The 22,876-nt window shown below is 61.6% G+C and carries 26 protein-coding genes; 4 read left to right on the forward strand and 22 right to left on the reverse strand.

The window, feature by feature from the left end; genetic code table 11:
* Nucleotides 1-41: 41 nt before the first annotated feature.
* The 3 genes from AC097W_RS19240 to AC097W_RS19250 all read left to right on the forward strand — a co-directional run bounded on the left by AC097W_RS19240 (nucleotide 42) and on the right by AC097W_RS19250 (nucleotide 1,787).
* A complete protein-coding gene (locus AC097W_RS19240; protein ID WP_479604248.1) occupies nucleotides 42-983 on the forward strand; it encodes a LysR family transcriptional regulator in 942 nt (313 codons plus the stop codon).
* A 145-nt stretch (nucleotides 984-1,128) separates the two neighbouring features.
* On the forward strand, nucleotides 1,129-1,368 hold the full coding sequence (locus AC097W_RS19245; protein ID WP_479604249.1) for a ribbon-helix-helix domain-containing protein: 240 nt from the start codon (nucleotides 1,129-1,131) through the stop codon (nucleotides 1,366-1,368).
* Nucleotides 1,368-1,787, forward strand: a complete 420-nt coding sequence (locus tag AC097W_RS19250) for a putative toxin-antitoxin system toxin component, PIN family (protein ID WP_479604250.1) — start codon at nucleotides 1,368-1,370, stop codon at nucleotides 1,785-1,787. Before AC097W_RS19245 ends, AC097W_RS19250 begins: the two co-directional genes overlap by 1 nt.
* 27 nt (nucleotides 1,788-1,814) lie before the next feature.
* Here AC097W_RS19250 and AC097W_RS19255 read toward each other — a convergent pair whose 3' ends face one another.
* The 17 genes from AC097W_RS19255 to AC097W_RS19335 form a co-directional block, all read right to left on the reverse strand.
* A complete protein-coding gene (locus tag AC097W_RS19255; RefSeq protein ID WP_479604251.1) occupies nucleotides 1,815-2,282 on the reverse strand; it encodes a hypothetical protein in 468 nt (155 codons plus the stop codon).
* 202 nt (nucleotides 2,283-2,484) lie between these two features.
* Nucleotides 2,485-2,844: a DUF305 domain-containing protein gene (locus tag AC097W_RS19260; protein WP_479604297.1), complete on the reverse strand. Its 360-nt coding sequence runs from the start codon at nucleotides 2,842-2,844 to the stop codon at nucleotides 2,485-2,487.
* Nucleotides 2,845-2,914: 70 nt separating this feature from the next.
* Nucleotides 2,915-3,244, reverse strand: coding sequence for a four-helix bundle copper-binding protein (locus tag AC097W_RS19265; protein ID WP_479604252.1), 330 nt, complete (start codon nucleotides 3,242-3,244; stop codon nucleotides 2,915-2,917).
* Nucleotides 3,245-3,779: 535 nt separating this feature from the next.
* Nucleotides 3,780-3,962, reverse strand: coding sequence for a hypothetical protein (locus AC097W_RS19270; protein ID WP_479604298.1), 183 nt, complete (start codon nucleotides 3,960-3,962; stop codon nucleotides 3,780-3,782).
* A 107-nt stretch (nucleotides 3,963-4,069) separates the two neighbouring features.
* Nucleotides 4,070-4,354 carry a hypothetical protein gene (locus tag AC097W_RS19275; protein WP_479604253.1) on the reverse strand — a complete coding sequence of 95 codons (285 nt, stop codon included), beginning with the start codon at nucleotides 4,352-4,354 and terminating at the stop codon, nucleotides 4,070-4,072.
* Nucleotides 4,355-5,061: 707 nt separating this feature from the next.
* Nucleotides 5,062-5,667: a glutathione S-transferase N-terminal domain-containing protein gene (locus AC097W_RS19280; RefSeq protein ID WP_479604254.1), complete on the reverse strand. Its 606-nt coding sequence runs from the start codon at nucleotides 5,665-5,667 to the stop codon at nucleotides 5,062-5,064.
* A gap of 1 nt (nucleotide 5,668) precedes the next feature.
* Nucleotides 5,669-6,139 (reverse strand): hypothetical protein, encoded by a 471-nt coding sequence (locus tag AC097W_RS19285; protein ID WP_479604255.1) that lies wholly within the window; start codon nucleotides 6,137-6,139, stop codon nucleotides 5,669-5,671.
* Between the two features lie 59 nt (nucleotides 6,140-6,198).
* Entirely contained in the window at nucleotides 6,199-7,185 is a 987-nt protein-coding gene (locus AC097W_RS19290) for a CapA family protein (protein WP_479604256.1), read from the reverse strand.
* Entirely contained in the window at nucleotides 7,182-7,595 is a 414-nt protein-coding gene (locus AC097W_RS19295; RefSeq protein ID WP_479604257.1) for a hypothetical protein, read from the reverse strand. The genes AC097W_RS19290 and AC097W_RS19295 overlap by 4 nt, the downstream gene beginning before the upstream one ends.
* 30 nt (nucleotides 7,596-7,625) lie before the next feature.
* Nucleotides 7,626-7,934 carry a hypothetical protein gene (locus tag AC097W_RS19300; protein WP_479604258.1) on the reverse strand — a complete coding sequence of 103 codons (309 nt, stop codon included), beginning with the start codon at nucleotides 7,932-7,934 and terminating at the stop codon, nucleotides 7,626-7,628.
* 11 nt (nucleotides 7,935-7,945) lie between these two features.
* Nucleotides 7,946-9,136 carry an ammonium transporter gene (locus tag AC097W_RS19305; protein ID WP_479604259.1) on the reverse strand — a complete coding sequence of 397 codons (1,191 nt, stop codon included), beginning with the start codon at nucleotides 9,134-9,136 and terminating at the stop codon, nucleotides 7,946-7,948.
* A gap of 63 nt (nucleotides 9,137-9,199) precedes the next feature.
* Complete coding sequence (locus tag AC097W_RS19310; RefSeq protein ID WP_479604260.1) at nucleotides 9,200-9,868, reverse strand: histidine phosphatase family protein; 669 nt, start codon at nucleotides 9,866-9,868, stop codon at nucleotides 9,200-9,202.
* 77 nt (nucleotides 9,869-9,945) lie between these two features.
* Nucleotides 9,946-10,908, reverse strand: a complete 963-nt coding sequence (locus AC097W_RS19315) for a threonine dehydratase (RefSeq protein ID WP_479604261.1) — start codon at nucleotides 10,906-10,908, stop codon at nucleotides 9,946-9,948.
* A 6-nt stretch (nucleotides 10,909-10,914) separates the two neighbouring features.
* Nucleotides 10,915-11,853: a PhzF family phenazine biosynthesis protein gene (locus tag AC097W_RS19320; protein ID WP_479604262.1), complete on the reverse strand. Its 939-nt coding sequence runs from the start codon at nucleotides 11,851-11,853 to the stop codon at nucleotides 10,915-10,917.
* A complete protein-coding gene (locus tag AC097W_RS19325) occupies nucleotides 11,850-13,067 on the reverse strand; it encodes an aminotransferase-like domain-containing protein (protein WP_479604263.1) in 1,218 nt (405 codons plus the stop codon). The genes AC097W_RS19320 and AC097W_RS19325 overlap by 4 nt, the downstream gene beginning before the upstream one ends.
* A 197-nt stretch (nucleotides 13,068-13,264) precedes the next feature.
* A complete protein-coding gene (locus AC097W_RS19330) occupies nucleotides 13,265-14,209 on the reverse strand; it encodes a DMT family transporter (protein WP_479604264.1) in 945 nt (314 codons plus the stop codon).
* Nucleotides 14,206-14,817 (reverse strand): LysE family translocator, encoded by a 612-nt coding sequence (locus AC097W_RS19335; RefSeq protein WP_479604265.1) that lies wholly within the window; start codon nucleotides 14,815-14,817, stop codon nucleotides 14,206-14,208. Before AC097W_RS19335 ends, AC097W_RS19330 begins: the two co-directional genes overlap by 4 nt.
* Before the next feature lie 124 nt (nucleotides 14,818-14,941).
* Between AC097W_RS19335 and AC097W_RS19340 the strand changes: the two genes are divergently transcribed.
* Nucleotides 14,942-16,375 carry an aminotransferase-like domain-containing protein gene (locus tag AC097W_RS19340; RefSeq protein WP_479604266.1) on the forward strand — a complete coding sequence of 478 codons (1,434 nt, stop codon included), beginning with the start codon at nucleotides 14,942-14,944 and terminating at the stop codon, nucleotides 16,373-16,375.
* Between the two features lies 1 nt (nucleotide 16,376).
* On the opposite strand, the gene AC097W_RS19345 is transcribed toward AC097W_RS19340, so the two are convergent.
* The 5 genes from AC097W_RS19345 to AC097W_RS19365 are packed head-to-tail and all read right to left on the reverse strand — an operon-like array spanning nucleotide 16,377 to nucleotide 22,824.
* Nucleotides 16,377-17,597, reverse strand: a complete 1,221-nt coding sequence (locus AC097W_RS19345; protein WP_479604267.1) for an HDOD domain-containing protein — start codon at nucleotides 17,595-17,597, stop codon at nucleotides 16,377-16,379.
* Nucleotides 17,598-17,601: 4 nt separating this feature from the next.
* On the reverse strand, nucleotides 17,602-18,855 hold the full coding sequence (flgL, locus tag AC097W_RS19350) for a flagellar hook-associated protein FlgL (RefSeq protein ID WP_479604268.1): 1,254 nt from the start codon (nucleotides 18,853-18,855) through the stop codon (nucleotides 17,602-17,604).
* Between the two features lie 27 nt (nucleotides 18,856-18,882).
* Nucleotides 18,883-20,841: a flagellar hook-associated protein FlgK gene (gene flgK / locus AC097W_RS19355; protein WP_479604269.1), complete on the reverse strand. Its 1,959-nt coding sequence runs from the start codon at nucleotides 20,839-20,841 to the stop codon at nucleotides 18,883-18,885.
* A 14-nt stretch (nucleotides 20,842-20,855) separates the two neighbouring features.
* Complete coding sequence (gene flgJ, locus AC097W_RS19360) at nucleotides 20,856-21,737, reverse strand: flagellar assembly peptidoglycan hydrolase FlgJ (protein ID WP_479604270.1); 882 nt, start codon at nucleotides 21,735-21,737, stop codon at nucleotides 20,856-20,858.
* A 1-nt stretch (nucleotide 21,738) separates the two neighbouring features.
* Nucleotides 21,739-22,824, reverse strand: coding sequence for a flagellar basal body P-ring protein FlgI (locus AC097W_RS19365; RefSeq protein ID WP_479604299.1), 1,086 nt, complete (start codon nucleotides 22,822-22,824; stop codon nucleotides 21,739-21,741).
* Between the last annotated feature and the right edge of the window lie 52 nt (nucleotides 22,825-22,876).

A 22,876-nucleotide genomic window follows, 5' to 3' on the forward strand; every position in this document is an offset into this window, starting at 1 on the left:
GAAAATGCAATACTCTTTTCCACAAATCGGAAAGGTTCGCTATGGATAGGCTCAAGGAACTGGAACTGCTGGTGCAAATTGCAGACACCGGGAGTCTGAGTGGCGCGGCCCTCAAACTCGGTCTGTCCAATCCGGCAGCCACCAGGTACCTAGCCGCACTCGAAACCCGCTTGAACGCACGCCTGGTAGAGCGCAACACGCGCAGGCTCTATCTGACCAGTGAGGGGCGCGAGCTATGCGAACGCGCCAAGTTCATCCTCACCGAGTTGCAAGAGGCCGAGGCCGCGGTCAACGCCAACACCCTGAACCCGACCGGCGTGTTGCGCGTGAGCGCTTCGCTGTCCTTTGCCATGCAGATGATTGCGCCGCGCCTGCCCAATTACCGCAAGCTGTACCCCAATGTACGCATCCATATCGAGACCGCCAACCGCTACCTCGACATGATTGAGAACGACATCGACGTTGCCATTCGCACGCGCGAGTCTGAGCCCGACAGCAACATCACCATACGCAGCCTGGCCAAAACCCGACGCGTTTTAGCGGCGTCCCCTGGCTACCTGGCCGCCCGGGGCGTGCCGCAGCACCCGGAGGCGCTGGATCAGCACGACCTGCTGCTGTATGTGTACGCCAATAACCCCAACGCCCTGCACTTCACGCGCGGCGCAGAAACCAAGATCATGACGGTCCAGGGAATGCTGGAATCCAATGACGGCCAGGTGCTGCGCGCCGCCGCGCTGGACGGACTGGGCATTCTGGTGCAACCCAACTACATCGTCTATGACGACATCGTTGCAGGACGGCTGGTGCCGGTGCTCAGTGAATGGGACCTGCCCCGGCTGCAAATCAATATCGCCTTTGCCAGCAGAAAGCATCTTTCAGCCAAGGTCCGATCCTTTATCGATTTCATGGTGGACGAGTTCGAGCAGAACGCCTATGAGCGTAAATGGACCAGCTACATGGGCCTGGATTCACCGAAAGATTGAAGTTGCTTAGCCTGACTTAAGCTGACTTATTTGCCCTTCAGACCGTCGGTAGATTTCAAACGGCAGTTTGCGGGTTTGAAAGCAAGGAACATCACCCTTGAGATTCGATGTATAAACACCTATACACCCAAACACTGGAGAAATCATGGAGTCAGTCCGCTGGAACATTGCTGTGTCGCCGGACACGGATCAGTCCGTACGCATGTTCATTGCTGCGCAGGGCGGTGGTCGCAAAGGCGACCTGTCGCGCTTCATCGAGGAGGCGGTGCGTTCCTACTTGCTGGAGAAGGCTGTCGAACAGGCCAAGACGGCGGCCGGTGGCATTGGCGAGTCTGACTTGAACGACCTGATCGACGAGGCGGTGCAATGGGCGCGTGAGCATTAATGCGGGTCATTCTGGACACCAATGTCCTGCTCGGCGCCCTGATTTCACCGCACGGAGCGCCTGACACCATCTACCGTGCCTGGCGCGCGGCCCGCTTCGAACTGGTGACCTCGACTGCCCAGCTCGACGAACTTCGGCGTGTGAGCCGCTACCCCAAGCTCAAGACCATCTTGCCAGCCCATCGCGTGGGCACCATGGTGAACAACATGCAACGTGCCATTGTCCTGGGCACTTTGCAGCCTCCCCCGGATGGCATGGACCTGAACGATCCGAATGACCTTTTCCTGCTTTCGATGGCATTGGCCAGCGAGGCAGATTACTTGGTTACCGGAGATCGTCGCGCCGGTCTTCTGCAGCTGGGGAGCGCTGGTCGCACGCGCATTGTCTCGCCTGTTACCTTCTGCAAAGAAGCACTTTGAGGGCATGCAGAGGAATCCTCATGATGTTCATGTCGCAACAGCTGCTGGTTTCTTGGGTTTATTTGGTCGTTTGCGAGCTGTTTTGAATTCGGCGACTACGGTGCCCACATCAACGCCTTTCGCGGCAAGCAAACGATCCAATGTCTTGCTCGCTTTCTTAAGCGAGGCAACGTCTGCCTCCGCTTGACCATGGGTCGGAATGAAGTAACCAACGGTTTGTCCATGGCGCGTCACCGCCACTGGCGTGCTGGACGCAATGAACTCGGCCAAGCCGGCACGAAATTCCCGAATACCGACCTTGGTGACTTCCATTTCTTGTTCCTTTGGCGTCAAACGTGGCATTTGTGAATCAAAGTGTACACAAACGGCAAAAGACCCATTGCCGACGTATACCGGATTCGCATAAAACCCACAGGAAAGAGGGAAGCTGACTTTCGATTTCGCCGGAAGCAGTCGCTCGCCGTCAGTGCCTAAAACTTGGAAGCAGTCAGCCAAACGGCGATGCCATTTTTCTTGGTTGTCCGGCTCCTGGGCAGCGTTAGAGGGTAGTCGCCTCCGGTTGCTTCATGGAAGTTCAATGACAAGGTTTGAATTACCTGCCAGGCGTCCAGGTATCTGTCGGTGCTACAAGAATGCATGCACAGCGCAAAACCAGTGATCTAGCCAGACGGTGGTTAATTCCACGCTGCTGTAGCCGTCATTTCTGCTTGGCAAGCCACTGGTCGAACCGAGTGATTTCTTTCTTTTGTGCAGCAATAATCTGCTTGGCCATCGCCTTCATGGCAGGTGATTTTCCTTGCGCAAGCTCAATTTTTGCCATGTCCACACCTTGTTGATGGTGAATTTTCATCATCATCGCAAAGTCCTTGTCGATGTCGCCGGTGATCTGCATCTTCTGCATGTTGTCCATGCCCGTCATCATCGCCTGCTTCATTTCTTCGGAGCCGATATTGCTTTGCTGCATGTGCCCTTGCGCCATGCTGGCAGATGCGCCAGGTGCGGGTGAGGGTTGCGCCTGTACTGCAGCAGACACGAGGCAGAGCGCCGTGAACGGCACCAAGCCAAACGCCCGGAGTGATTTGATCATGTTGGATTTCATGGATAGGTCTTTCAATATGGAATGGGGGCTAACGAGCCATGCTGGCACAGGCGTCAGCACAGCGTTGACAGGCTTGCGCGCAGCGCTGGCAATGCTCCATCGCGTGTTTGGCGCACTCACTGGCGCAACTTTTGCACACTTGGGCGCAAAGCGAACAGACCGCCTTCACGTGGTCGTCACTGCGTGCGATCGACGCGGCGGCAAGGCGGCACACATCGGCGCATTGCAAGTCCAGCGCGATGCAACGAACCATTGCTTTGGGGTCCTCCTCTTTAAGGCAAGCGCTGGCGCACTCAAGGCAGGCGGCGGCGCATTCGTTGCAAGTAAGTAGGCATTCTTTGTCGATTTGACTAAGCATTTCAATCTCCGGTAATCAATTGGACGGTCGGCAGCGCATCGTGGAGCCGTTTGCACCAGCAGTCTGTGCGCTGACACACTCAGAATCATGGAAAGAAAAGGATTCACCCCCAAGCGTCGAAGTCTGTGGCCGCGAAGGAGCGAGTAGTTCAGATCGTCGGCAGTCAGAAACGGGTCTGCTGCTGAAATTCGTTTGAAAGACTTGTCGGCACAGCCGTCACCCTCAAGAACAGGTTGTAAGCGGTAGTAGCCATTTGCGATCTGACTCCTCCAAACTGGCCATAGGCGCTGTCATAGCCCGGCGCTCGGACCGCCGTTGTGGGATGACTGTGATGCGCAAACGGTTGACGGTGTCGAAATCGAGCCGGATTGGGACCTGGCAGCCCAACCCGCGCCGGACCATGAGGTGGACCAGCGTGTCAACTGGTGAGGGATCGAGATAGCGATTTCGCAAGCGCTGTGGGTCAAGCTGAGTCTGGCACTTCAGAGAAGCCGACTTGCCGAAAAGCCTCTGGCCATTGGCAAACTGCGACCGCTCAAAAAGCGCAGCTCAAAGGCGTTTGGTGGCCCCAAACCCGTGCAATGCTTGGCTTCATGCGGTTGAATTTCCTATCCGTCACGGGCACCTCAGGCGTGTCCTGCACCAGATTGTCAGCATCGTCGCGGCTCCCGGTCAGCGCTCGCGCATAACGGCTCAGGCGAGGCACCCAGGTCAGCAGTTCGTCGTTGCCGCCTTGGCCACCGAAATAATTTCAAATGGCCGTGTTTTCCGGGTTTTGCACCTCGTCGCTGGCTGTTTACAGTCGCGCTGGAGTAGGGCGCCCTGTCACTTCATCATCATGCCGTCCATCATCATCGGCATATCTTTCATGCTGACCATGCCATTGCTGTCTTTCTTCATCTTGTCGAACATCGCCTCGTAATGTTTCATGAACTCCTCTTTGGAGATCATTCCGTCATTGTTGGTATCCATCATCTTCATGCCCATGCCGCCTTGCATGCCCATGCCGTCCTTCATGGCGCCATGCTTCATCATGCCATCCTGCGCGCATCCCGAAAAGCCAGCGCCAAAAAGCACCGCGATCAAGCCAGTAGAAATCAGTTTTTTCATAGTGAACTCCTGTTAATCAACAGACATGCCGGATTCAAATGCCAATAGTCGAATCGCCCCGACAAATAGCGACGCCCTCCTCGTTACTGGGTTCGACTAACCGTGACTTTAGCTGGAGTTTCAGTTTTCCGGTAGTTGTCGGCTATGAATTCTGGTTCGTGTAACGCGGACGCCGCGCGCGGTGAGAGTGAATCGAGAATCAGCGGGGCGGTGGCGTGTGATTCATCCCGATGAGGAAAATGCCCGCTGTGCGCAAACCAGTGCAGCCGTGCATCGGGAAACATGTCCATTGCCAGCCTTGCCCGACTTGTAAAACAGATGCGGTCGTGCCGGCCCCAGCCGGTGACCAGCGAGGCCTTGATCGACCCGCGCGGCGCAACCTGTTGTGTCTCGCCATATGGCCAACTCACAAAATTGGACCGGCGTCCGCTATGACCGCTTGGGACAAAATGGATCAACTCCAAGTGTCGCAGCGACCGATCGGTTACGCAGCATTGCCGCCATAGATTAAAAGACGGCGAACACCCACCTTGGTCCAAAATTGGGTTACCAGCAGTCAAGCCAAAACGACCGACTGCACTACCTTTCGAAACCGTCGTAGCATTGACGATTGTGAGAAAAACAGACCTCTAGCCCTCGTGAAATATGCACAAGCAGCTACTAAATCAATAGCAATCAGCAGTAGCTGCTTGGGGCACAGACAGCCGTTACCCCGGCGCTCCCACCTGTCGGCTGGGCTCTGCGCGGGCAAAGGCGTCCAGCGTGCTGCACTGGACCACGATGCGGTCGATCGTGGGGATGTTGGGCACATCAATCTTGAAGACCCGCATCACGGCCACCACGCTGGCCAGGCAGATGTCGGCCATGGTGGGCACGTCGCCATGGCAGCACAGGCCGGTTAGCGGCTCATTGGCCAGGCGCTGCTCCGCGGCGGCCAGCCCGGTGCCAAACCACTGGGTGTGCCAGCGCCGCCACGCGGCTTCGTCAAAACCGCCCTCAGTAGTGAGGTATTTTTTGACCCGGGCGCGGTCATGCCGGTCGGCGGGCAGCAACGCGGGCAGTGGCTTGGTTTCTTCCAAAAATTCCAGTATCGCAAGGGACTGCGTGATGGGTGCGTGCTCCGGCTCCGCCAGCGTGGGCAGGCCGCCCAGGGGGTTGATGCGCAGGTAGTCGGCGCTGCGCTGCTCGCCCGCGTCCATGTTGATGAACTTTTCGTTGGCCACCAGGCCCTTGAGGTTGAGCGCCACACGCACCCGGAAGGTGGCCGACGTGCGCCAGAAGGCATAGAGATCAAACACGGGGGAATCGGCCATATCAATGCAGCGTCAGTGGCAGCGAAGTCGTTTTCACCCGCACCACGGCGGGCCGCACTTTGTAGGGCACGGGTTCGCCACCGCAGATGTCGGCCACGATGGTTTTAACCTGGCGGGCTATCGGTTCAATGTAGCGGCTGGCCTGCCCGTGCACCGTGATGCAGTCGCCCTTGCGGTAAACGCCGCGCTCCATCTCGGCCTGTGTCAGCCCGTAGGCATAACAGATGTGGGCAGTGGAGTCGCTCAGGTCGCCGGGGTCGCCAGGGTTCGCAAGCACGATGCGACCCCGGTTGAGCCCCAGCAGCTCGGACATCAAATGCAGCATTTCGCGCATCACCACGCTGGGGGCCAGGCTTTTGCCGATCAGGCGCATCACTTCGCGCATCAACAGCAGTTCCTGGGCGCGCCACTGCGCATCGGCCGGGGTGGCCGCGTCAGCCGCAGCGATGGGGGGTGTCAGATCAGGATTCACGCCCTGTTACAAGCAAGAAGCTGGCCTGTTCCTTCTGTGCGGCGGCGTTAATCCGGATTTCAGCACTGACCCACCGCAGCATCCCCACGGCGCCAGCACGGGCTCAGTGCATTGCGGTCCCGCTGCGGGATGCCATCCATAGTGATTTGCGCAACCGCGGTGTCGAAGCCGCGCACGCCTTGTTTGTCGAGCTGCAGTCGCAGCACCCAGCCGCGGCGCTGGTTGGCGTTGTCGGTTTCCTTCATCACGAAATTACCCACGCTGTAGACGATGGGCTTGCCCTGGTAGTGCTCGATTTCCTGCGTGACATGTGGGTGGCCGCCAATCACCGCGTCGGCGCCGGCATCCACCATAAGCCGGGCCAATTCGCGCTGGCGGGCGTTCGAGGTCAGCTCGTTTTCCCAGCCCCAGTGCATCACCGGGATGACCAGGTCAGCTTTGTACACCGTGCGGGCCTTCTTGATGTCGGCGACCACTTGTTCGTTTTCGCTCCAGGCAACACCCGGTGCGTTGTAGTCGGCCTCAAAACTGCGCGGCATGAATTCGTCGTAACCCAGCAGCGCAATGCGCAGACCTTTGCGCTCGATGATGAGCGGGGTGTGGGCCTCTGCCAGCGTGCGCCCGCCGCCGAATTGGTCAAGACCGGATTGCTCCAACAGCCCCAGCATTTCAGCAAAGGCCTCGCGGCCAAAATCACCGGAATGGTTGTTGGCCAGTCCCAGGGCATCAAAGTGGCGCTTGAGTACGGGCAAGGTGCGGGGGTGTGCGCGGAAGGTGTAATTTTTGTCGCCTGCCGAGCCGGTGGTGGCCACCACACACTCCAGATTGGCGAGGCGAATATCGGCGCTTGCAAACAGCGCGGCAAAGTCGGCAAACGGGTCGCCTCCACGCTCGATCAGCTCGCCCGCTGAATCATCCAGCACGACATCGCCTGCGAAGACCAGGCTGACCGGGGCTGGAACTTCTGCCGCACAAACCAGCGTGCACGTGGCCAGGCACAGGGGCAGTGACAGAGACAGCATCCAACGGCGCAAACCGGGCTTCATGGCTGGACTCCTTCCAGCGTGCAGCTATACATCAGCTCGCGTTCAACGGGCCCGGAGAAAAGATGCTGCTCGCCCGTCAACAGATACGGTGCGGGCGAAGTCTGGAACGGCGGTCGGTAGGTGGCCTGCTGAACCAGGATGGGCTGGCGGCGGGCATCCAGGTAGGCGTAGAGCTTGATGTAGTCCACTTTGGCGGCCGTACCGACCATCACCGCCTTGAAGCGAAAGCGCCCGCCAATATCGACCGACTCCACCGGGTAGGGGTCGGCCACCGGGCGGGCTTCAATGACATGGGTGGTGCCGGCGTAGCTCACATCGCAATGCAGGAGCGGCGCTGCGTACACGGCAGGGGCCAGCAAAAGACCGGCAATTCCAAGGGTGGCTAAAAGGTTCGAGCGTGGGTGTTGCATGGCGTAGAGCATGCCGCACATTTTGCGCCGTCAGCGTATTCCCCGGATGTAGCGGAGTTGGTTGGCGTCGTTGGGGAGCGCGGCAGTTGCCATCCCGACAAATTTCTCTGCGATAGTGGCCGCCGGGGGCGTCGGTGCCAGGGTTGCCTCCAGCTTGGCGGCCCATTCGCCCAGGTCGGTGTGACCGTCCTTCTCGGCACTGGCCCGCGCGAAACGGACGATCTCTGCCGCGTAATCGGCATTGCTCGCCATCCACTCGGTGTCTGTGACGCGGCCGGTTTTACGGCGCAACAGCACGTGCAAGTGGGCGGCTATGGCGATTTTTTCACTGGGCAGCATGGCGGTCTCCTTCAGGTTCCCATTTGCTCTCGGTGCTGGGAAATGTCCAGCCCCGCGTCCTCGGATGCGTCATCCACACGCAAGCCAACAATCACTTTGGTAACCCACAGCAGCAGGATGCTCATGGTGGCGCTGTACAGCAGTACCGCGACCACTCCCAGCAGTTGGATGCCCACGTCACCCTGCACACCCGAGATGGTTCTGTTGGCCAGCAGACCGGTCATCAGGGCGGAAGCGGGGGTGACGAAGCCAGCCGCGGGCGTGATGGCGACCAATCCCGCGACCAGGCCCGAGCTCAGGCCAAGCAGGGACGGGCGTTTGCGCACAATCCACTCGCCCAGCATCCAGGCAATGGCACCGGCTGACGCGGCAATGTGCGTGACGGCCATGGCCAGACCCGCCCGGCCATCCGCGGCAACGGCGGAGCCGGCATTGAAACCAAACCACCCCACCCACAGCAGGCCCGCGCCGGCCATGGTGAATCCGAGGTTATACGGTTTGAAGGGTTCCTTGCCATAGCCTTTGCGCGGCCCGAGCACATAGGCGCAGACCAGCCCGGAAACACCCGCGTTGATGTGGACTACCGCGCCACCGGCGAAATCCAGCACCCCCATTGTTGCGAGCCAGCCACCCGGCTCCCAGACCCAGTGGGCCACCGGTGCGTAGACCACGATGGACCACATGCCAGTGAACCACAGCATGGCGGAAAAGCGCATGCGCTCCACCAGGGCGCCCACAATCAGGGCTGCCGTGATGATGGCAAACGTGAGCTGGAACATGGCATACACCGACTCCGGCACATTGGGAGCCACATGGCTCACCGCCACTTTGCCGGCCTCTTTGAGGTAGTTCAGCCCGCTGAACCACAGGCGGCTGCCGTCACCCAGCCAGGGGCTGCCCGGGGTGAAGGCGATGGAGTAACCCACAGCAAACCACAGCAGGCTGACCAGTGCGGCCACCGCCACGATGCTGGCCATGGTGTTGAGTACGTTTTTTCTGCGCACCATGCCACCGTAAAACAGCGCGATGCCGGGCAGCGTCATCAGCAGCACCAGTGCCGTACTGGTCATCATCCAGGCGGTATCGGCGCCGTTCAGGCTGTCCTGTGCTACCAGTCCAGGGTGGGTGGGGGTCTGCCCCCAGGCGGCAACACTGAAGCCCAGTGCGCATGCCAAGAGCCATTTGCGTCCGATTCGGTGCATCCTGTTCCTTTTTGACTTGTATCAAGTCATCAAAGCACAAGACGTGCCACCCCGGTGCGTTGCTCAGGCGTAGGTAATCCACGGCGCGTGTTCGGCGCTGTCCAGGTGGGGCAGGGTGTTGAAGGTCAACAGCATGTGGCGTTTGGGCGTGAAGGCAAACTCGGTAATCGCGCTGTTGCGGATGCGCATGTTGAGCGCAATCGTGGTCTCGGGCGCTGTACCCAGAATGTGCCCTACGGCGGTGGAGATGGGTCCGCCGCTGCTGACGATGAGCACGTTGCCGGTGTGGTTCTTGCGCACATGGTCCAGCGCGCTGGTGACGCCGTGCACGAACTCGGTGTAGGTGGGCATGCCGTGGGGACTTACGACTCCATTCATCCACTGGGTGAGGCCATCGCGCAGCAGACCGAAGTGGTGTTTGTAGAGCTCGGGTGTGTCGGGCTTTTCCAGTGGATGCGGGTGCACCGTCGCAATCACCGCTTCGCTGTCGTATTCGTTGAGCCCCGCCCAGGGCAGGGCCTGCGTATCCATGCCGGAGCCCTCGCGGATGCCTGCCCAGGTTTGCGCGTGGCGCTTCAAAGTGCCGGTCAGCACCGCATCAAACTGCAGATTTTTTTGCTTGAAGTACGCGCCCAAACGCACGCTTTGGCGCGCCCCGAGTTCGCTCAAATTGTCGTAATCAGCGGCTCCGAATGAAGCCTGCCCGTGTCGTACCAGATAAAGATTTCCCATGGAACGAATCTAAGCCCATTCGGGCATGGGCCCTTGTCAAGCATGCGACAACAGCTATCAATACGGTAGCAAAGGAGTCACCCGCCCAACAGCGTTTGTGCAAACACCGCGCTGTCCACATTGCCGCCGCACAGGGTGATGCCCACCGTCTGGCCGGTCAGCCGCTCGCGCTCCTGCATGGCGGCAGCAAAGCTGGCAGCGCCTGCGCCCTCGGCCACATTGTGGGTGCAGGCAAAAATGTCGCGCATGGCCTGGGCCACTTCAGCGTCCGTGACCTGCACGATGTGGTCCAGCTGGCCTTGCATGACGTGCAGCGCAGCAAGGTCTGCGGTACGGCAGGCCATGCCGTCGGCCAGCTCCGTGGTGACCGGCGCACTCACCACATGGCCCGCGGCAAGTGAATCGGCGTAGGTGGTGGCGTGTGCACTCACCACGCCGACGATGCGCGCCGGGTGACCCAGCGCGCGTTTGGCGGCGATGGCCGAGCAGGCCCCTGAGCCCTGACCGATGGGCACGTACACCACATCGAGGTGCGGTACGGCCTTGAAGAGTTCCCACCAGTAGGTGGCTACGCCGCGCAGCAGGTCCGGGTGAAAGCTGGGCACCATGTGTGCGCAGCGTTGCCCGGCCAGCGCCATGGCGTGTTCGCGGCTTTCCTGAAAATCGGTGCCGTGCTCAATCAGCGTGACGCCCAGCGCACGCATGGCGGCGTTCTTTTCCAGCGAATTGCCGTGGGGTACGACGATGGTGCAGGCCACCCCGTGCGCGCGTGCTGCCCAGCCCATGCTCTGGCCGTGGTTGCCGCGCGTGGCGCTGATCACCTCGCGCGGTAGGGTGCCGCTGCGCGCCAACTGGTCAAAATAAGTCAGGCCACCGCGAATCTTGAAGGCCCCGACTGGCGTGTGGTTCTCGTGCTTGACCCAGCAGGCCGTACCCAGTTTTTCCTGCAGCAGGGGCCAGGCGTATTGCGGCGTGGCGGCAAATTCGCGGTACACCACCTGGGCGGCGGCTTCGATGTCCTGGAGTGTGGGCAGGTTCATGGGTGCTTACAGCGCAACACGGCCGTCGATGCAGGTGACCGATTCACCGCCCACCCACACCTGGCCGCTGGCATCGCGCTCAATGAACACCCGCCCCTCACGGCCCAGACAGGTGCCCTGGCTGGCCAGGTAGCGCTCGGGAGCATGGCCATCGGCAATCAGCCACTGGGCCAGGCTGGCATTGAGGCTGCCGGTGACCGGGTCTTCGTTGATGCCAACGGGGGCGGCAAAGGCGCGCACTTCGACGGTAGGCTCCAGGGCGACTTCGGTGCTTTCAGAGGCCGGTGGGTGAGAAAAAGCACGCGCCTCGCGGTTGGAGCGTGCTATCAAAGCAGGAGCGTCTTGCGCAGGATCCACGTGGGCTACACCCACTTTTAGCCCTAAATTTTTGATCGCAAAGTGGTCAGGGGTGAGTTGCAGTACGGTCTGTGCGCTGTCGAGTAGCAGGCCCAGCCAACTGGTGCCGTTGTCCAGCACCTGCGCGGTCACGATGTGCTGGGCTTTGAGGCCCAGCGCGGCGGCCACCTGGGCCAGCACCATGGGGCTGGGGGCGCTGCGCCGGAGGGGTGGTGCGGCAAATGCCAGGCGGTTGCCTTCACGGCGAATGGCCACCAGCCCCACCTGGCATTCCTGCACGATGCGGTGCGCCGTTTGCGCAACTCCACCGGCCTCCAGCCATGCGTGGCAGCTTCCCAAGGTGGGGTGGCCGGCAAAGGGCAGCTCGCCGCCGGGCGTGAAGATGCGCACCCGGTAGTCTGCGCCCCCTTTTCTGCCGGCCTCGGTGGGGGGAAGAATGAAGGTGGTTTCGCTCAGGTTGGTCCACTGGGCAAAGCGTTCCATTTCCGCCTGCGAGAGGGCGGCCCCGTCCAGCACCACGGCCAGCGGGTTGCCGAAATAGGGTTTGCCGGTGAAGACGTCGACTTGTTTGAAGGGGCGCGATGTCATGCTGCTGCCTGTTCACGGATGGCAGACGCCAGTGCCGCCACACCGCGGTGGATTTCTTCCACGCTGGGGGTTACAAACGACAGGCGCAGCGTGCGCGGGTCGCCATGGTCGGCATAAAACGGCGCACCGGGTACAAAGGCCACACCCTTGTCCACCGCGCGCGGCAGCAGTTGCACCGCGTCCATGCCTTTGGGCAGGCGTGCCCACAGGAACATGCCGCCTGCTGGGGTGTTCCAGGTGAGGCGCTCGTCAGCGGGCACGCTGGCGTCAAGGCCAAAGTGGTGTTCCAGTGCCTCCAGCATCGCATTGCGTTGCGATTTGTAGAGTGCGCGGATGGTGGGCACATGGCGGTCCAGAAAGCCGCCTCGCATGACCTCGGTAATGATGCGCTGGTTGAAGCCGGGACTGTGCAAATCAGCCGCCTGCTTGGCCTGCAGCAACTTGGGAAACACCGCTTTGGGCGCCACCAGAAAGCCCATGCGCAAACCGGGTGCCAACACCTTGGAGAATGAGCCCAGGTAAATACAGCCCTCGGGGTTGCGCGCGGTGAGCGGCAGGGGTGGCGGGGTGTCAAACCACAGGTCGCCATAGGGGTTGTCTTCAATCAGCGGCAGGCCCAGCTCGGCGGCCGCGCTGGAGAGCGCCGCGCGGCGGGCCTCGTCCATGCTGCGGCCGGTGGGGTTCTGAAAGTTGGGCAGCACGTACAGAAAGCGTGCCTTGTCGGTGCCCGTGCCGCATTGCAGGCGCAAGTCCGCCACGTCCACACCGCCATCGTCACTGGCCACGCTCACCACCTGCGGCTCCATGGGCATGAAGGCCATGATCGCGCCCAGGTAGGTGGGCGACTCCACCAGAATGCGGCTGTCGGCATCGACCAGGATCTTGGCCACCAGGTCCAGCCCCTGTTGCGAGCCGGTGGTGATCATCACCTGCGCCGGGTCCACATTCCAGGGCAGTTGGGCCGCCACCATTTCACGCAGTGGCGCATAGCCTTCGCTGGAGGCGTATTGCAGCGCACCCTGTGGGTCGTCCTTCAACACTGTGGCACAGGCGGCTTCAAATTCCGCGACGGGAAACGTGCGGGGCGAGGGCAGACCGCCGGCGAAGCTGATGATGCCGAGCTTCTCCGTGACCTTGAGGATTTCGCGGATGACCGACGGGTTCATCTTGGCAGCGCGGTGGGCCATGGTCCAGAGGGTGGTGCTGTTTGTCATCTTTTAGAGTTTTTCAAGAAACGATCTGAAGCAGAAAGCGTATCACCACGTGGGTGGGTGTACGGGTTTGCAAAAACGCCACATGTCGCCATGGTGGGTTATGCCGGGGGCCGATTTCTGGGCCTTTGACAGTATGAGGCCCCTGGCATAACCCACTGTGGCAGGCACCAAGCAGGAAGCTGAGAGCGGTATTGGCTCTAGGTGTCATGCGAAACGACCAGGCGACTGCTGGTGACCGGCATTTTTTTGCCAACAAATACGGTGGCAATCACCGCCAAACTGAAGCCGACCGTAACGGCATCCAGCTTTTCACCCAAAAGCGGCACCGCAAACAGCATGCTCAAAAACGGCTGCACCAGTTGCACCTGACTGACCCGCACTGTGCCGCCCAGCGCCAGGCCCCGGTACCAGGCAAAAAACCCCAGCCACATGGAGAACACCGCCACATAACCAAAGCCCCACCAGGCGCTGGCCTTGAGCGGCGCGGTGGGCCAGGTCACGATGGACAGTGGCAGGGTGAGCGGCAGCGCTATCAGCAGTGCCCAGCAGATCACATGCTCGGCGCGCATGTGGTGCGACAGCCGTGCGCCAAAGCCGTAGCCCACGGCGGCGCACAGCATGGCCGCCAAGAGCAGGAGGTCGGCGAACTGGATGGTGGGGCCGCCACTGGATGCGCCCGCATTGCCGCCGGAGCGGAGCATGGCAAAAGCCACCACCAGTGCGCTACCCAGCGCGGCGCACAACCAGAAACCGGTCGAGGGACGCTGCCGGTGCAAAAACGCACCGACGGCCGCAGTGGCCAAGGGCAGCACCCCCACGATCACGCTGGCATGCACGGCTTCCACATACCGCATGGCCACCGAGGTAAACAAGGGGAAACCAAACACCACGCCCCCGGCGGTGATGGCCAGTGGAACCCAGTCGTCCCGGCGGGGCAGCGGCGCGCGCGTGGCCAGCAGGAATGCGGCGGACAGGGCTGCGGCCACCACGGCCCGCCCAAAGGCAATGAAGTAGCCGGACATTTGGGGCGCATCGGGCGTGCCCACGGCGAGTCGTGTCATGGGCAGGGTCACCGAAAAGATGACGATGCCCAGCAGACCGATCCACAGGCCCTTATGGATGTCGTGCGCGCTGTGGGTCATAGTGTGAGCATCCACAAGGCGGTTGCCACGAGTACCAGTGCCATGGACCGGTTGAACCACGCCAGGCGCCCGCCTGTGCCGTTGGGGCCGGACAGCCAGTTGCGCAGCAGCGAGCCGGCCAAGGCATAGGTGAGGTTGCTGGCAAAGGCATAGACCAGCATCACGGGCAGCACCACCGCCATGCGCTCGACCGCGTCAGCGCGCCCGGCGATCCAGCCGCTCACAATGGCCAGCGCCAGCATCCAGGCCTTGATGTTGACAAACTGCAGCGCCATGCCCTGCAGGAATGTGACGTTGAGATGGGCTGCATCGGCGTCGCTGAGCTGGCGCGACTGCGCCAGTCTGGAAGCCAGCCACAGCAGGTAGGCCACCCCGATCACTTTGATCGCCCAGCTCAGCAAGGGCACGGCCACCACCAGTGCGCCCAGACCCAGTGTGCACACCAGCAGCAAAGCGCCCCAGCCCACGGGTACCGCACACACAAAGGGCAGCGCCCGACGCAAGCCGCGGTTGGCAGCCAGCGCCGTGGAGAGGGTGGTGTTGGGTCCCGGCGTAAAGCTCATTGCCGTGGCCAATACCAGTAAAGCTGAAAATTCTTGTCCATTCATGTGGCAGACTTTATAGTCAAAACCAGCACAGAACCAGTACAGTTCTGCCGGTCAAATGTTTATCTGTATTGTTGGGCTGGGCAGCACAGGCCCATTCAGGAGCCATTCGCAACCAAGGTATGCCATGTTGATGAAGTCCGCATCCCAGTCGCTCACCGAGCAGTTGAGCAACCGCTTTGCCGAGCGTATTCGCACCCGCTTGCTGGCGCCCGGCGCACGGTTGCCATCGGTGCGACTGTGCGCGCAGCAGCAGGGCGTGAGTGCGTCCACGGTGGTGGCCGCGTATGACCAGTTACTGGCGCAGGGGCTGATCGAGGCGCGCAGAAACCGGGGATTTTATGTGCGGGAAGTGGCCGCAGCCCCCGAATCCATTGCGCAGACAGCTACTGATTTTGTAGCGCTTCCCATTCCCCGCAGTGGCTTTCAGGCGCAGCATGTGCCGGTCAATGCCACCGCGCTGATCCGCGGCATGTTCCATGGCAGCTCCGACAAGCCGCAACCCGGCATGGGCGTGTTTCCGCCCGACTGGCTGGAAACCACCTTCATGCCCGCCGCCGTGCGCAAGGTGTGCAGCAGCCGGGCCCTGCAATCCCTTTCGCTGCAATACGGGGAGCCTGCGGGGGACAGTGGCTTGCGCCAGGCACTGTCCCAGAAACTTGTATCGTTGAACGTGCCCGCCAGCCCCGGTCAGATTGTCACCACCGTGGGCGCCACCCATGCGCTGGATATTGTGAGCCGCACCCTGCTGCGCGCGGGCGACTATGTGATGGTGGAAGAGCCCGGCTGGGCGATTGAATTTGCGCGCCTGACCGCGCTGGGCATGCGCATTTTGCCGGTGCCCCGCAGGGCCGACGGGCCGGACCTGGAGGTGATGGCGCGCTACTGCGCGCTGCATAACCCGAAGTTGTTTGTGAGCGTGAGCGTGTTTCACAACCCCACCGGGTTTTGTCTCACGCCAGGTGGTGCCCATCGCGTGCTGCAACTGGCCAACCGGCACAACTTTCACATTGTTGAAGACGACACCTACAGCCATCTCGCGCCCGAGCACGCCACGCGCCTGTGCGCGCTGGATGGCTTGCAACGCACCATTTATGTCAGCGGGTTTGCCAAAATTCTGGCACCGGGCTGGCGCGTGGGCTTTCTGGCGGCACCACCGGACCTGGTGGAGCGTCTGATTGACACCAAGTTGCTGGCCACGCTGACCACGCCCGCCCTGCTGGAAAAGGCGCTGGCCTGGTGTATTGACCAGGGCCAGCTGCGCCGCCATGCCGAGCGCATCCGCACCCGGCTGGATCAGGCGCGCGGGCGCAGCGTCAAGCTGGCATTGGCCCACGGCTGCAGTTTTGCGGCACCCCCGGCGGGTTTGTTTGGATGGGTGGATACGGGAGTGGATACCGATGTGCTGGCGCAGCGCATGCTCGATGAGGGCTATTTGCTGGCGCCTGGCGCCCTGTTTCATGCCGAACGCCAGCCCAGCACGCTGATGCGCATCAACTTTGCGACGACCCAGGACGCGACGTTTTGGCAGGCGTTCAGCCGTTTGCGCGCAGAGCAGTAGTTCAGGTTGCGGCCAGCGTGCGCAGGAGCGCGCGGTTGACCTCGTCTGCGGGCATTTTGTGGGCCGCGCACACCTCATGGATCATGCCGGTATTACCGGACTCCAGGGCTGTCGCAACTTCCAGCCAGGCTGCATAAGGGCCGGTTTGCCCCACGATGGCCGAAGCAATACGCCCTGGCAGCGGCAGGCGGCTCATCGCGGCACCCAAGGGTTCTCCCAGCAGCAAATCCAGCTGCGAGAAGATCCCGCACAAAAACACTTCGCGGCGTAAATCGTCTGCGGTGCCGGCATCGGCCAGACGCTCCATGATGCGCGCGCGCCACACCATGGCGGCGCGAATCGGGTCCAGATTGGGGTCGCTACTGGCGTGCGGCATCTGCGCCATCAGCCAGGCGCGCAACTTGGAGTAGCCCATGACCATCAGACCCTGGCGAACGCTGTCAACCTCGCTGCGCGCACCCAGGTGCGCAGAGTTGGCATAGCGTAAAAAGCGATAGGTCAGCAGAGGCTCGTCACCCATGCGGTGCTCCAGTGCTTCCAGAGATTCGTCGGAATCAATGGCTTGCACCAGTGCCATCAGCACCTGTCGCGCTGGCTGGATTTGCCGAAAGCGGTAGCCGTGCAGAATTTCTTCCACTGGCCACCCTGCAACGCCCGCAACCCCCTGGCGGTCCAGTGCATGTTCAAGCAGCGCCTGGCTGGCCAGACCCTGGTAATAGCTGCCCGCGACAACCGGGCTGGCCATCTGGGGCGGCACCCCCATGCCTCCATCCTGTTGCTGGCGCAGCGATGCACGCAAGGCGCCCAGCGCCTGATGGGGGCTCAGTGTGCGCAGGGTGTGTTGAAACCATTTCGCGGTATCGGGCAGGGGGGCCGTGCCTGGCTCGCCGGTCCACACCAGCGGCAAACCGCGCTGCTGGGCTTTGCGGACACGTCCCGCAAGCAAGGCATCCTGCAGAAAACGATCGTCTATCTCGATCCACGGTCCTTGCGCCGGGGCGTGGTCCAGCAAGTCGCCGAGCAAAGCCATGGGCTGCGCATGCAGCAATAGCCGGGGTGCTGATTCGGGCCACAGCTCGGCAATTGCGCCGAGTAAATGGCGGGCATCAATGGAGCCGCCATGGGCAGAATCCACAAACAGCCGAACGCCGGTGCACTTGCGCCAGTGGTTCCAGACCGGCTCGTAGCCCAGCGTGATGCTGCCGAGAACCGAATCGGACATGCGCCTATCCGATGTAGTTAAACAGGGACAGCTTCTGAACCTGGGCGTAGGACTGCAGCGCCGCCTGATAGCCCGTTTGCTGGTTCTGAAAGTCGGAAATGCCCTTGACCATGTCCAGGTCCTCCGCGCGGGAGCGGTCACTCTCCAGCTGAATACTGCGTTTATCCTGATTGGAACTGATGCGGTCGGCACGGTTGAGCAGATCCCCAGCCTGGCCGCGCACCGCTGAAATGCGGCCCATTCCAATGTCGATGTTGCCCAGTGCCTGACTGACCGCTTGGGTGGCGGCATTGTTGTTGGCGGCGCTGCCGATGTCGCGAATGGCATCATCCAGGACGCTGAAAATGCTGGGGTTGGGGTCGATCTTGATCGTGTCGCCCACCGCGGGTGTGCCCTTGATGTTGAGGGCCAGCCCCGCCATGCCGACCACTGCAATATTGGCAGCCTGGGTTGACGGGTATCCGGGCGCCGTTTGGGCGGTCACCGTTCCGGGAGGCGTGGCGGTCAGGTTGTAGGACACCGAAGTCGTGCCGGGCACGGTGGTGGTGTCCACAGCCGTAATGGCAACCGAATAGGTCGCGCCATTCACCGCTGCGGCACTGGTCACCGACACACTGTCCGTTGTCAGAGTCCGGGTGCTCGGGATGGTACTGACGCTGACGTTGTAAACCCCGTCGCGATTGGCTTGCAGCATGAACGCACTGTCACCATCCAGCGCAAAGGGGATCGCAATTTCTGAACTGGCGGTTTGGCCCGGCAGCCCGTTGAAGGTGTAGTCGGGCGCCGCCGCCTGGGGGCCGACAAAAGGCGTCAATGCACTGGCCAGCGCGCCAAACAGGGGTTGCCCATTGGTGTCCTTGCGGTTGGCCAGCGCAAAAACCTGGTCGCGCAAGCCGCTGAGTTGTCCTGCAATGCTTTTGCGTTCGGATGCCGAGTAGGCGCCGTTACCTGCGCTGACCACCAATTCGCGAAAGTTTTGCAGCGCATCGTTGACGTCACCCAGCGTGCTCTCGGCCTGGGTGATGGCGCTTTTTTGTGCGTCGAGTGCGCGCTGGTCGGTCTGGATGCGCGAGATACGGGTCAGCGCACGCTCGGCCTGGGCGGCGGCGGTCGGGTCGTCGCTGGCAGTGCTGACGCGCTTGCCAGAGGTCAGGTGTTCCTGTGCATTGGACAGCGCGGTCTGGCGCGACATCAGGTTGCTGCGCGCCGTGTCGTAGGTGTTGGCAGAGCCTAGCCGTGAAAAGGATGGGGTGGTCATGTGCTTACTCCTGGTGCGGCCGGTCGATCAACGCATACCCTGGATCAATGTGTCAAAAATGCTTTGTGCGATCTGGATCATCTTCGCCGAGGCCTGGTAGGCCTGCTGGTATTGCAGCAGCTTGGCGGCTTCTTCATCCAGATTCACGCCAGAAACACCGGTACGTTCCTTCTCCAGATTGGATGCGATCGAGGTCGAAACCTCTGCTGCGTAGTTGGCGCTCTGGCCGCGGATACCGACTTGTGCAATCAGACCGGCGTAGCCGTCGCTCAGGGCAGCACCGTCAAACAAGGCCATGTCGCGCAGGCCCATCATGGCGCTGGCGTTGCCAGCATTTAATTTGAGGTCCAGCTTGCCAGCGGCTGCCAGAACCTTGCTGTTGCCCACCGTGAATGTGTCACCTGCTTTGGGCGAACCCTGCAAGGTGACGGACCACTGTGACAGCGGGTTCGTTGCCGGGACCGTGCCTTCTATGGGCACACCCGGTGTGTAGGTATAGGAAGTGGCGTTGGGGACCGGCAGCTCGTCGCTGCGGGTAAAGCTGTTGGCGCCCGTGAAGGTCAAAACGACCGGGGTGAGCGCGGGCGGGTTGGACCGCGCCGTGAGCGACACCTGCTGAAGACTGCCCGTGTTGCTGGTGCCCATGCTGCCCGCCACCGGGCTGGCTACCGCCAGGGCGCGGGGAGTCGAAAATTCGCGACTGATGTTGCTGGCCGAGGTGCTGAAGGGTTTGAGCAGGAAGCGGTCACCCGCTGCGGCAACGCCTGCGCCCTTGGTGATGCTGATGCCATCGACCGTGACCGGGTTGGTCACACCAAAGTCGAAGGCGGTTACCACACCATCCGAGCGGCGGGTGAGGGAGCCCTGGGTCGCGTTGCTGAAGTTGACCTCGTAGTCGGAGGCCGCAAATTTGGTGGTGTCACTGATCGCCAGCGCCAAACTGGTGGCACCTGCGTTGACCTGTGCGGGCGCGACGGGTGTCAACACGTTCTGGCTGCTGAACGCCGTGGGGCTGAAGATGTTGCCACCGGCGTTGCCGTCCAGGTCCAGACCCAGCGCATGCTGGGTATTCATTTCGGTGCTGATCGCCATGGTCAGCCGACCCAGCAAATTGCGGCCTTCCACCAGGTCGGTGTTCTGGAATCGCAGCAAGCCTGACACCTCGCCCCCACCCAGCGTGTTCTCGTCCAGCAGGGTCGTGGCACCGTTGCGGGTGATGGCCAGCTTGTTGCTCAGCGTGCCCCCGAATTCCTGCTTCAGCGACACAGGCGATACCGTCGTGCCCAGCACCAATGCCTGGCTGCCGCCGATAAAGATACCTACCGTGCCATCGTCCGCGGGAATGGAGCTGGTTTGAATGTATTGATTCAAATCCCGCACCAATTGGTCCCGACGATCCAGCAGGTCGTTGGGGGGCTGGCCGTTGCCATTCACCCGTGCAATCTGGTCGTTCACCCCCGCAATGCTTTTGGCCAGGCTGTTGATGGCGTCGATTTTCTGGGTGAGCTCCTGCGTGACGCCCTGTTGCAGGTCATCGAGCTGCTGAGAGGTGGCGCGCATGCGGGCAGCGGTCTCATCCACACGGGTCAGCACCACGGTTCGGGCGGTGAGGTCGGTGGGGGCGCTGGCAACGTCCGAAAACGCGTTGAGCATGTCGTTGATGGAGGCGCCCAGGCCGCTGGCGCCGCCGGGAAACAGGCTCTCCAGCTGCTTGAGTTTGTCGGCTCGGGTGGTGTCTGCCGATTGCGTGGCACCGGCCAGGGCCGACTGGCGCGTCAGGAACGCGTTGAAATTGCGCTGGATGGTCTGTACATCGACACCCTTGCCGATGTATCCCCCCCCCGTGAACTGCCCCTGAACGGTCTCCAGAATGACGCTTTGGCGGGAGTAACCCGGCGTATTGACGTTGGCAATGTTGTTGCCGGCGGTCTGTAGCGCAACCTGGTTGGCCTGCAGTGCCCGTGTGCCGATGTTGAGTATTCCCATGGTGGAGTCCTGTGTCAGGCCTGCGCGCGACGGATCTGCAGCGTGGTGTTGATGGCACGGCTGAGCTTGGCCGCATAGTCCGGATCCGTGGCGTAGCCGGCTTTTTGCAGACCGCTGGCAAAGGCGTGGGCAGAACCGGTTTGTTCGCGTGCCTTGGCGTAGCGGGGGCTCTCGGAGATCATGCGGGCATAGTCTTTGAACGAATCGGCGTAGGAGTCATACGCGCGAAAACGCGCCACTTGTTTTTGGGGCACGCCGTGGACATATTCGGTGGTGGTGACTTCGGCCACCTTGCCGGTCCAGCTGGCACCCGCCTTGATGCCGAACAGGTTATGGGAGGACGCTCCTCCCTTCTGCTTGATCTCATGCTTGCCCCACCCGGTTTCATGACCGGCCTGGCCCAGCATGAAGCCGGCGGGCAGGCCGCTGGCCCGCTCGGCCTCATTGGCTGCGGCGGAATGCTGGTTCACAAAGCTGGACTGACTCTCGCTGGGTGCGCGGGTGGTTTTGCTTATGGCTGATGACGGGGCCGATGATGGCGAGACCGCCGCGCTTTTACTGGTTTGGGAAGCGCCCGCAGGCGGTGTGCCCATCTGGCGGGTCAATTGCTGCTCGATCAGGTCCGACAGACCGCCCGACTTGCCGGACATCTGCACGGCAAACTGCTGGTCCAGCAGGTCGGTGCCCAGGTCGCCGCCGGGGCTGTCAAGCATGCCCGACTTCATGGTGGCTTCACGCATGCTTTTGATCAACTCGCGCATGAACAAGGACTCAAACTGCTTGGCCGTCTCCTTGATGGCGCTCTTGCTGTTCTTGCCCGCCTCCAGTTTGAGCGCGCCCAGCGACTGCGTGTCGGCCGAGAGCGCCTGGGGGTTGGAGATGGACCCGTAGCTCATGTCAGATCACCTCAAGTTCGGCGTTCAGCGCGCCAGCGGACTTGATGGCTTGCAATATTGCCAGCAAATCCTGCGGCGTAGCGCCCAGCGAGTTCAGTGCCTTGACCACATCCGCCAGTTTGGTGGCCTCAGGCAGCTGAATCAGCTTTCCGGGTGTCTGGTTGATGTCGATGTTCGCCTTCTCCACGACGACGGTCTGGCCACCGGTGGACAGGGCGTTGGGCTGGCTGATGATGGGGGTGGAGGAAATAGTGACCGTCAGATTTCCGTGCGCAATGGCACACGGGCCCAGGGTGACCGCCTGGTTGAGCACGATGGAACCGGTGCGTGAATTGATGATGACCTTGGCAGCCGCAATGGAGGACTGCACTGGCAACTCTTCCATTTCTGCCAGAAAGGTAACCCGATCATTCGGGTTGACAGGGGCATTGACCTGCACGGTTCGACCGTCGAGCGCCTGGGCCACGCCCTCGCCGAATTTGCGGTTGATCGCCTGCGCAACCCGGTGGGCCGTCTGGAAATCGGTGGCATTGAGGCTCAGACTGACGGTGGGGCCTTCCTGCAAGGCGGTCGGCACGGAGCGTTCAACCTGCGCGCCGTCCGGAATGCGACCCACGCTTAGGTGGTTAACGGTGACCTTGCTGCCACCGGCGGCAGCGCCTGCACCGGCCACAATCAAATTGCCCTGCGCGAAGGCGTAGACCTCGCCATCCGCTCCCTTGAGCGGCGTGCCAATCAGGGTTCCGCCTTTGAGGGATTTGGAGTTGCCCAAGGAGGAGACATTGATATCCAGCGTTTGCCCTGGCCGGGCAAAGGCGGGCAGCTGGGCTGTTACCAGCACCGCCGCGACGTTTTTCATTTGCAATTGGGCCAGTTGCGCCGTGGGCAAGGTCAGCCCCAGTTGTTTTAGATAATTGCTCAGGCCCTGCGTGGTGTAGGGCATTTGCGTGGTCTGGTCACCCGTTCCATCCAGGCCAACCACCAGTCCGAAACCCGTCAACTGGTTGCTGCGCACGCCTTCAATGGAGGCGACTTCCTTGATGCGGGCAGCCTGAACGTTCCCGGTGAGCGCCAACCACAGCGCCATGGCCAACACAACCAGTGGGAGCAGGCCGGTGCGTGTCGATGGGGTGATCCGA

The organism is Rhodoferax sp. GT1R46, assembly GCF_056521285.1.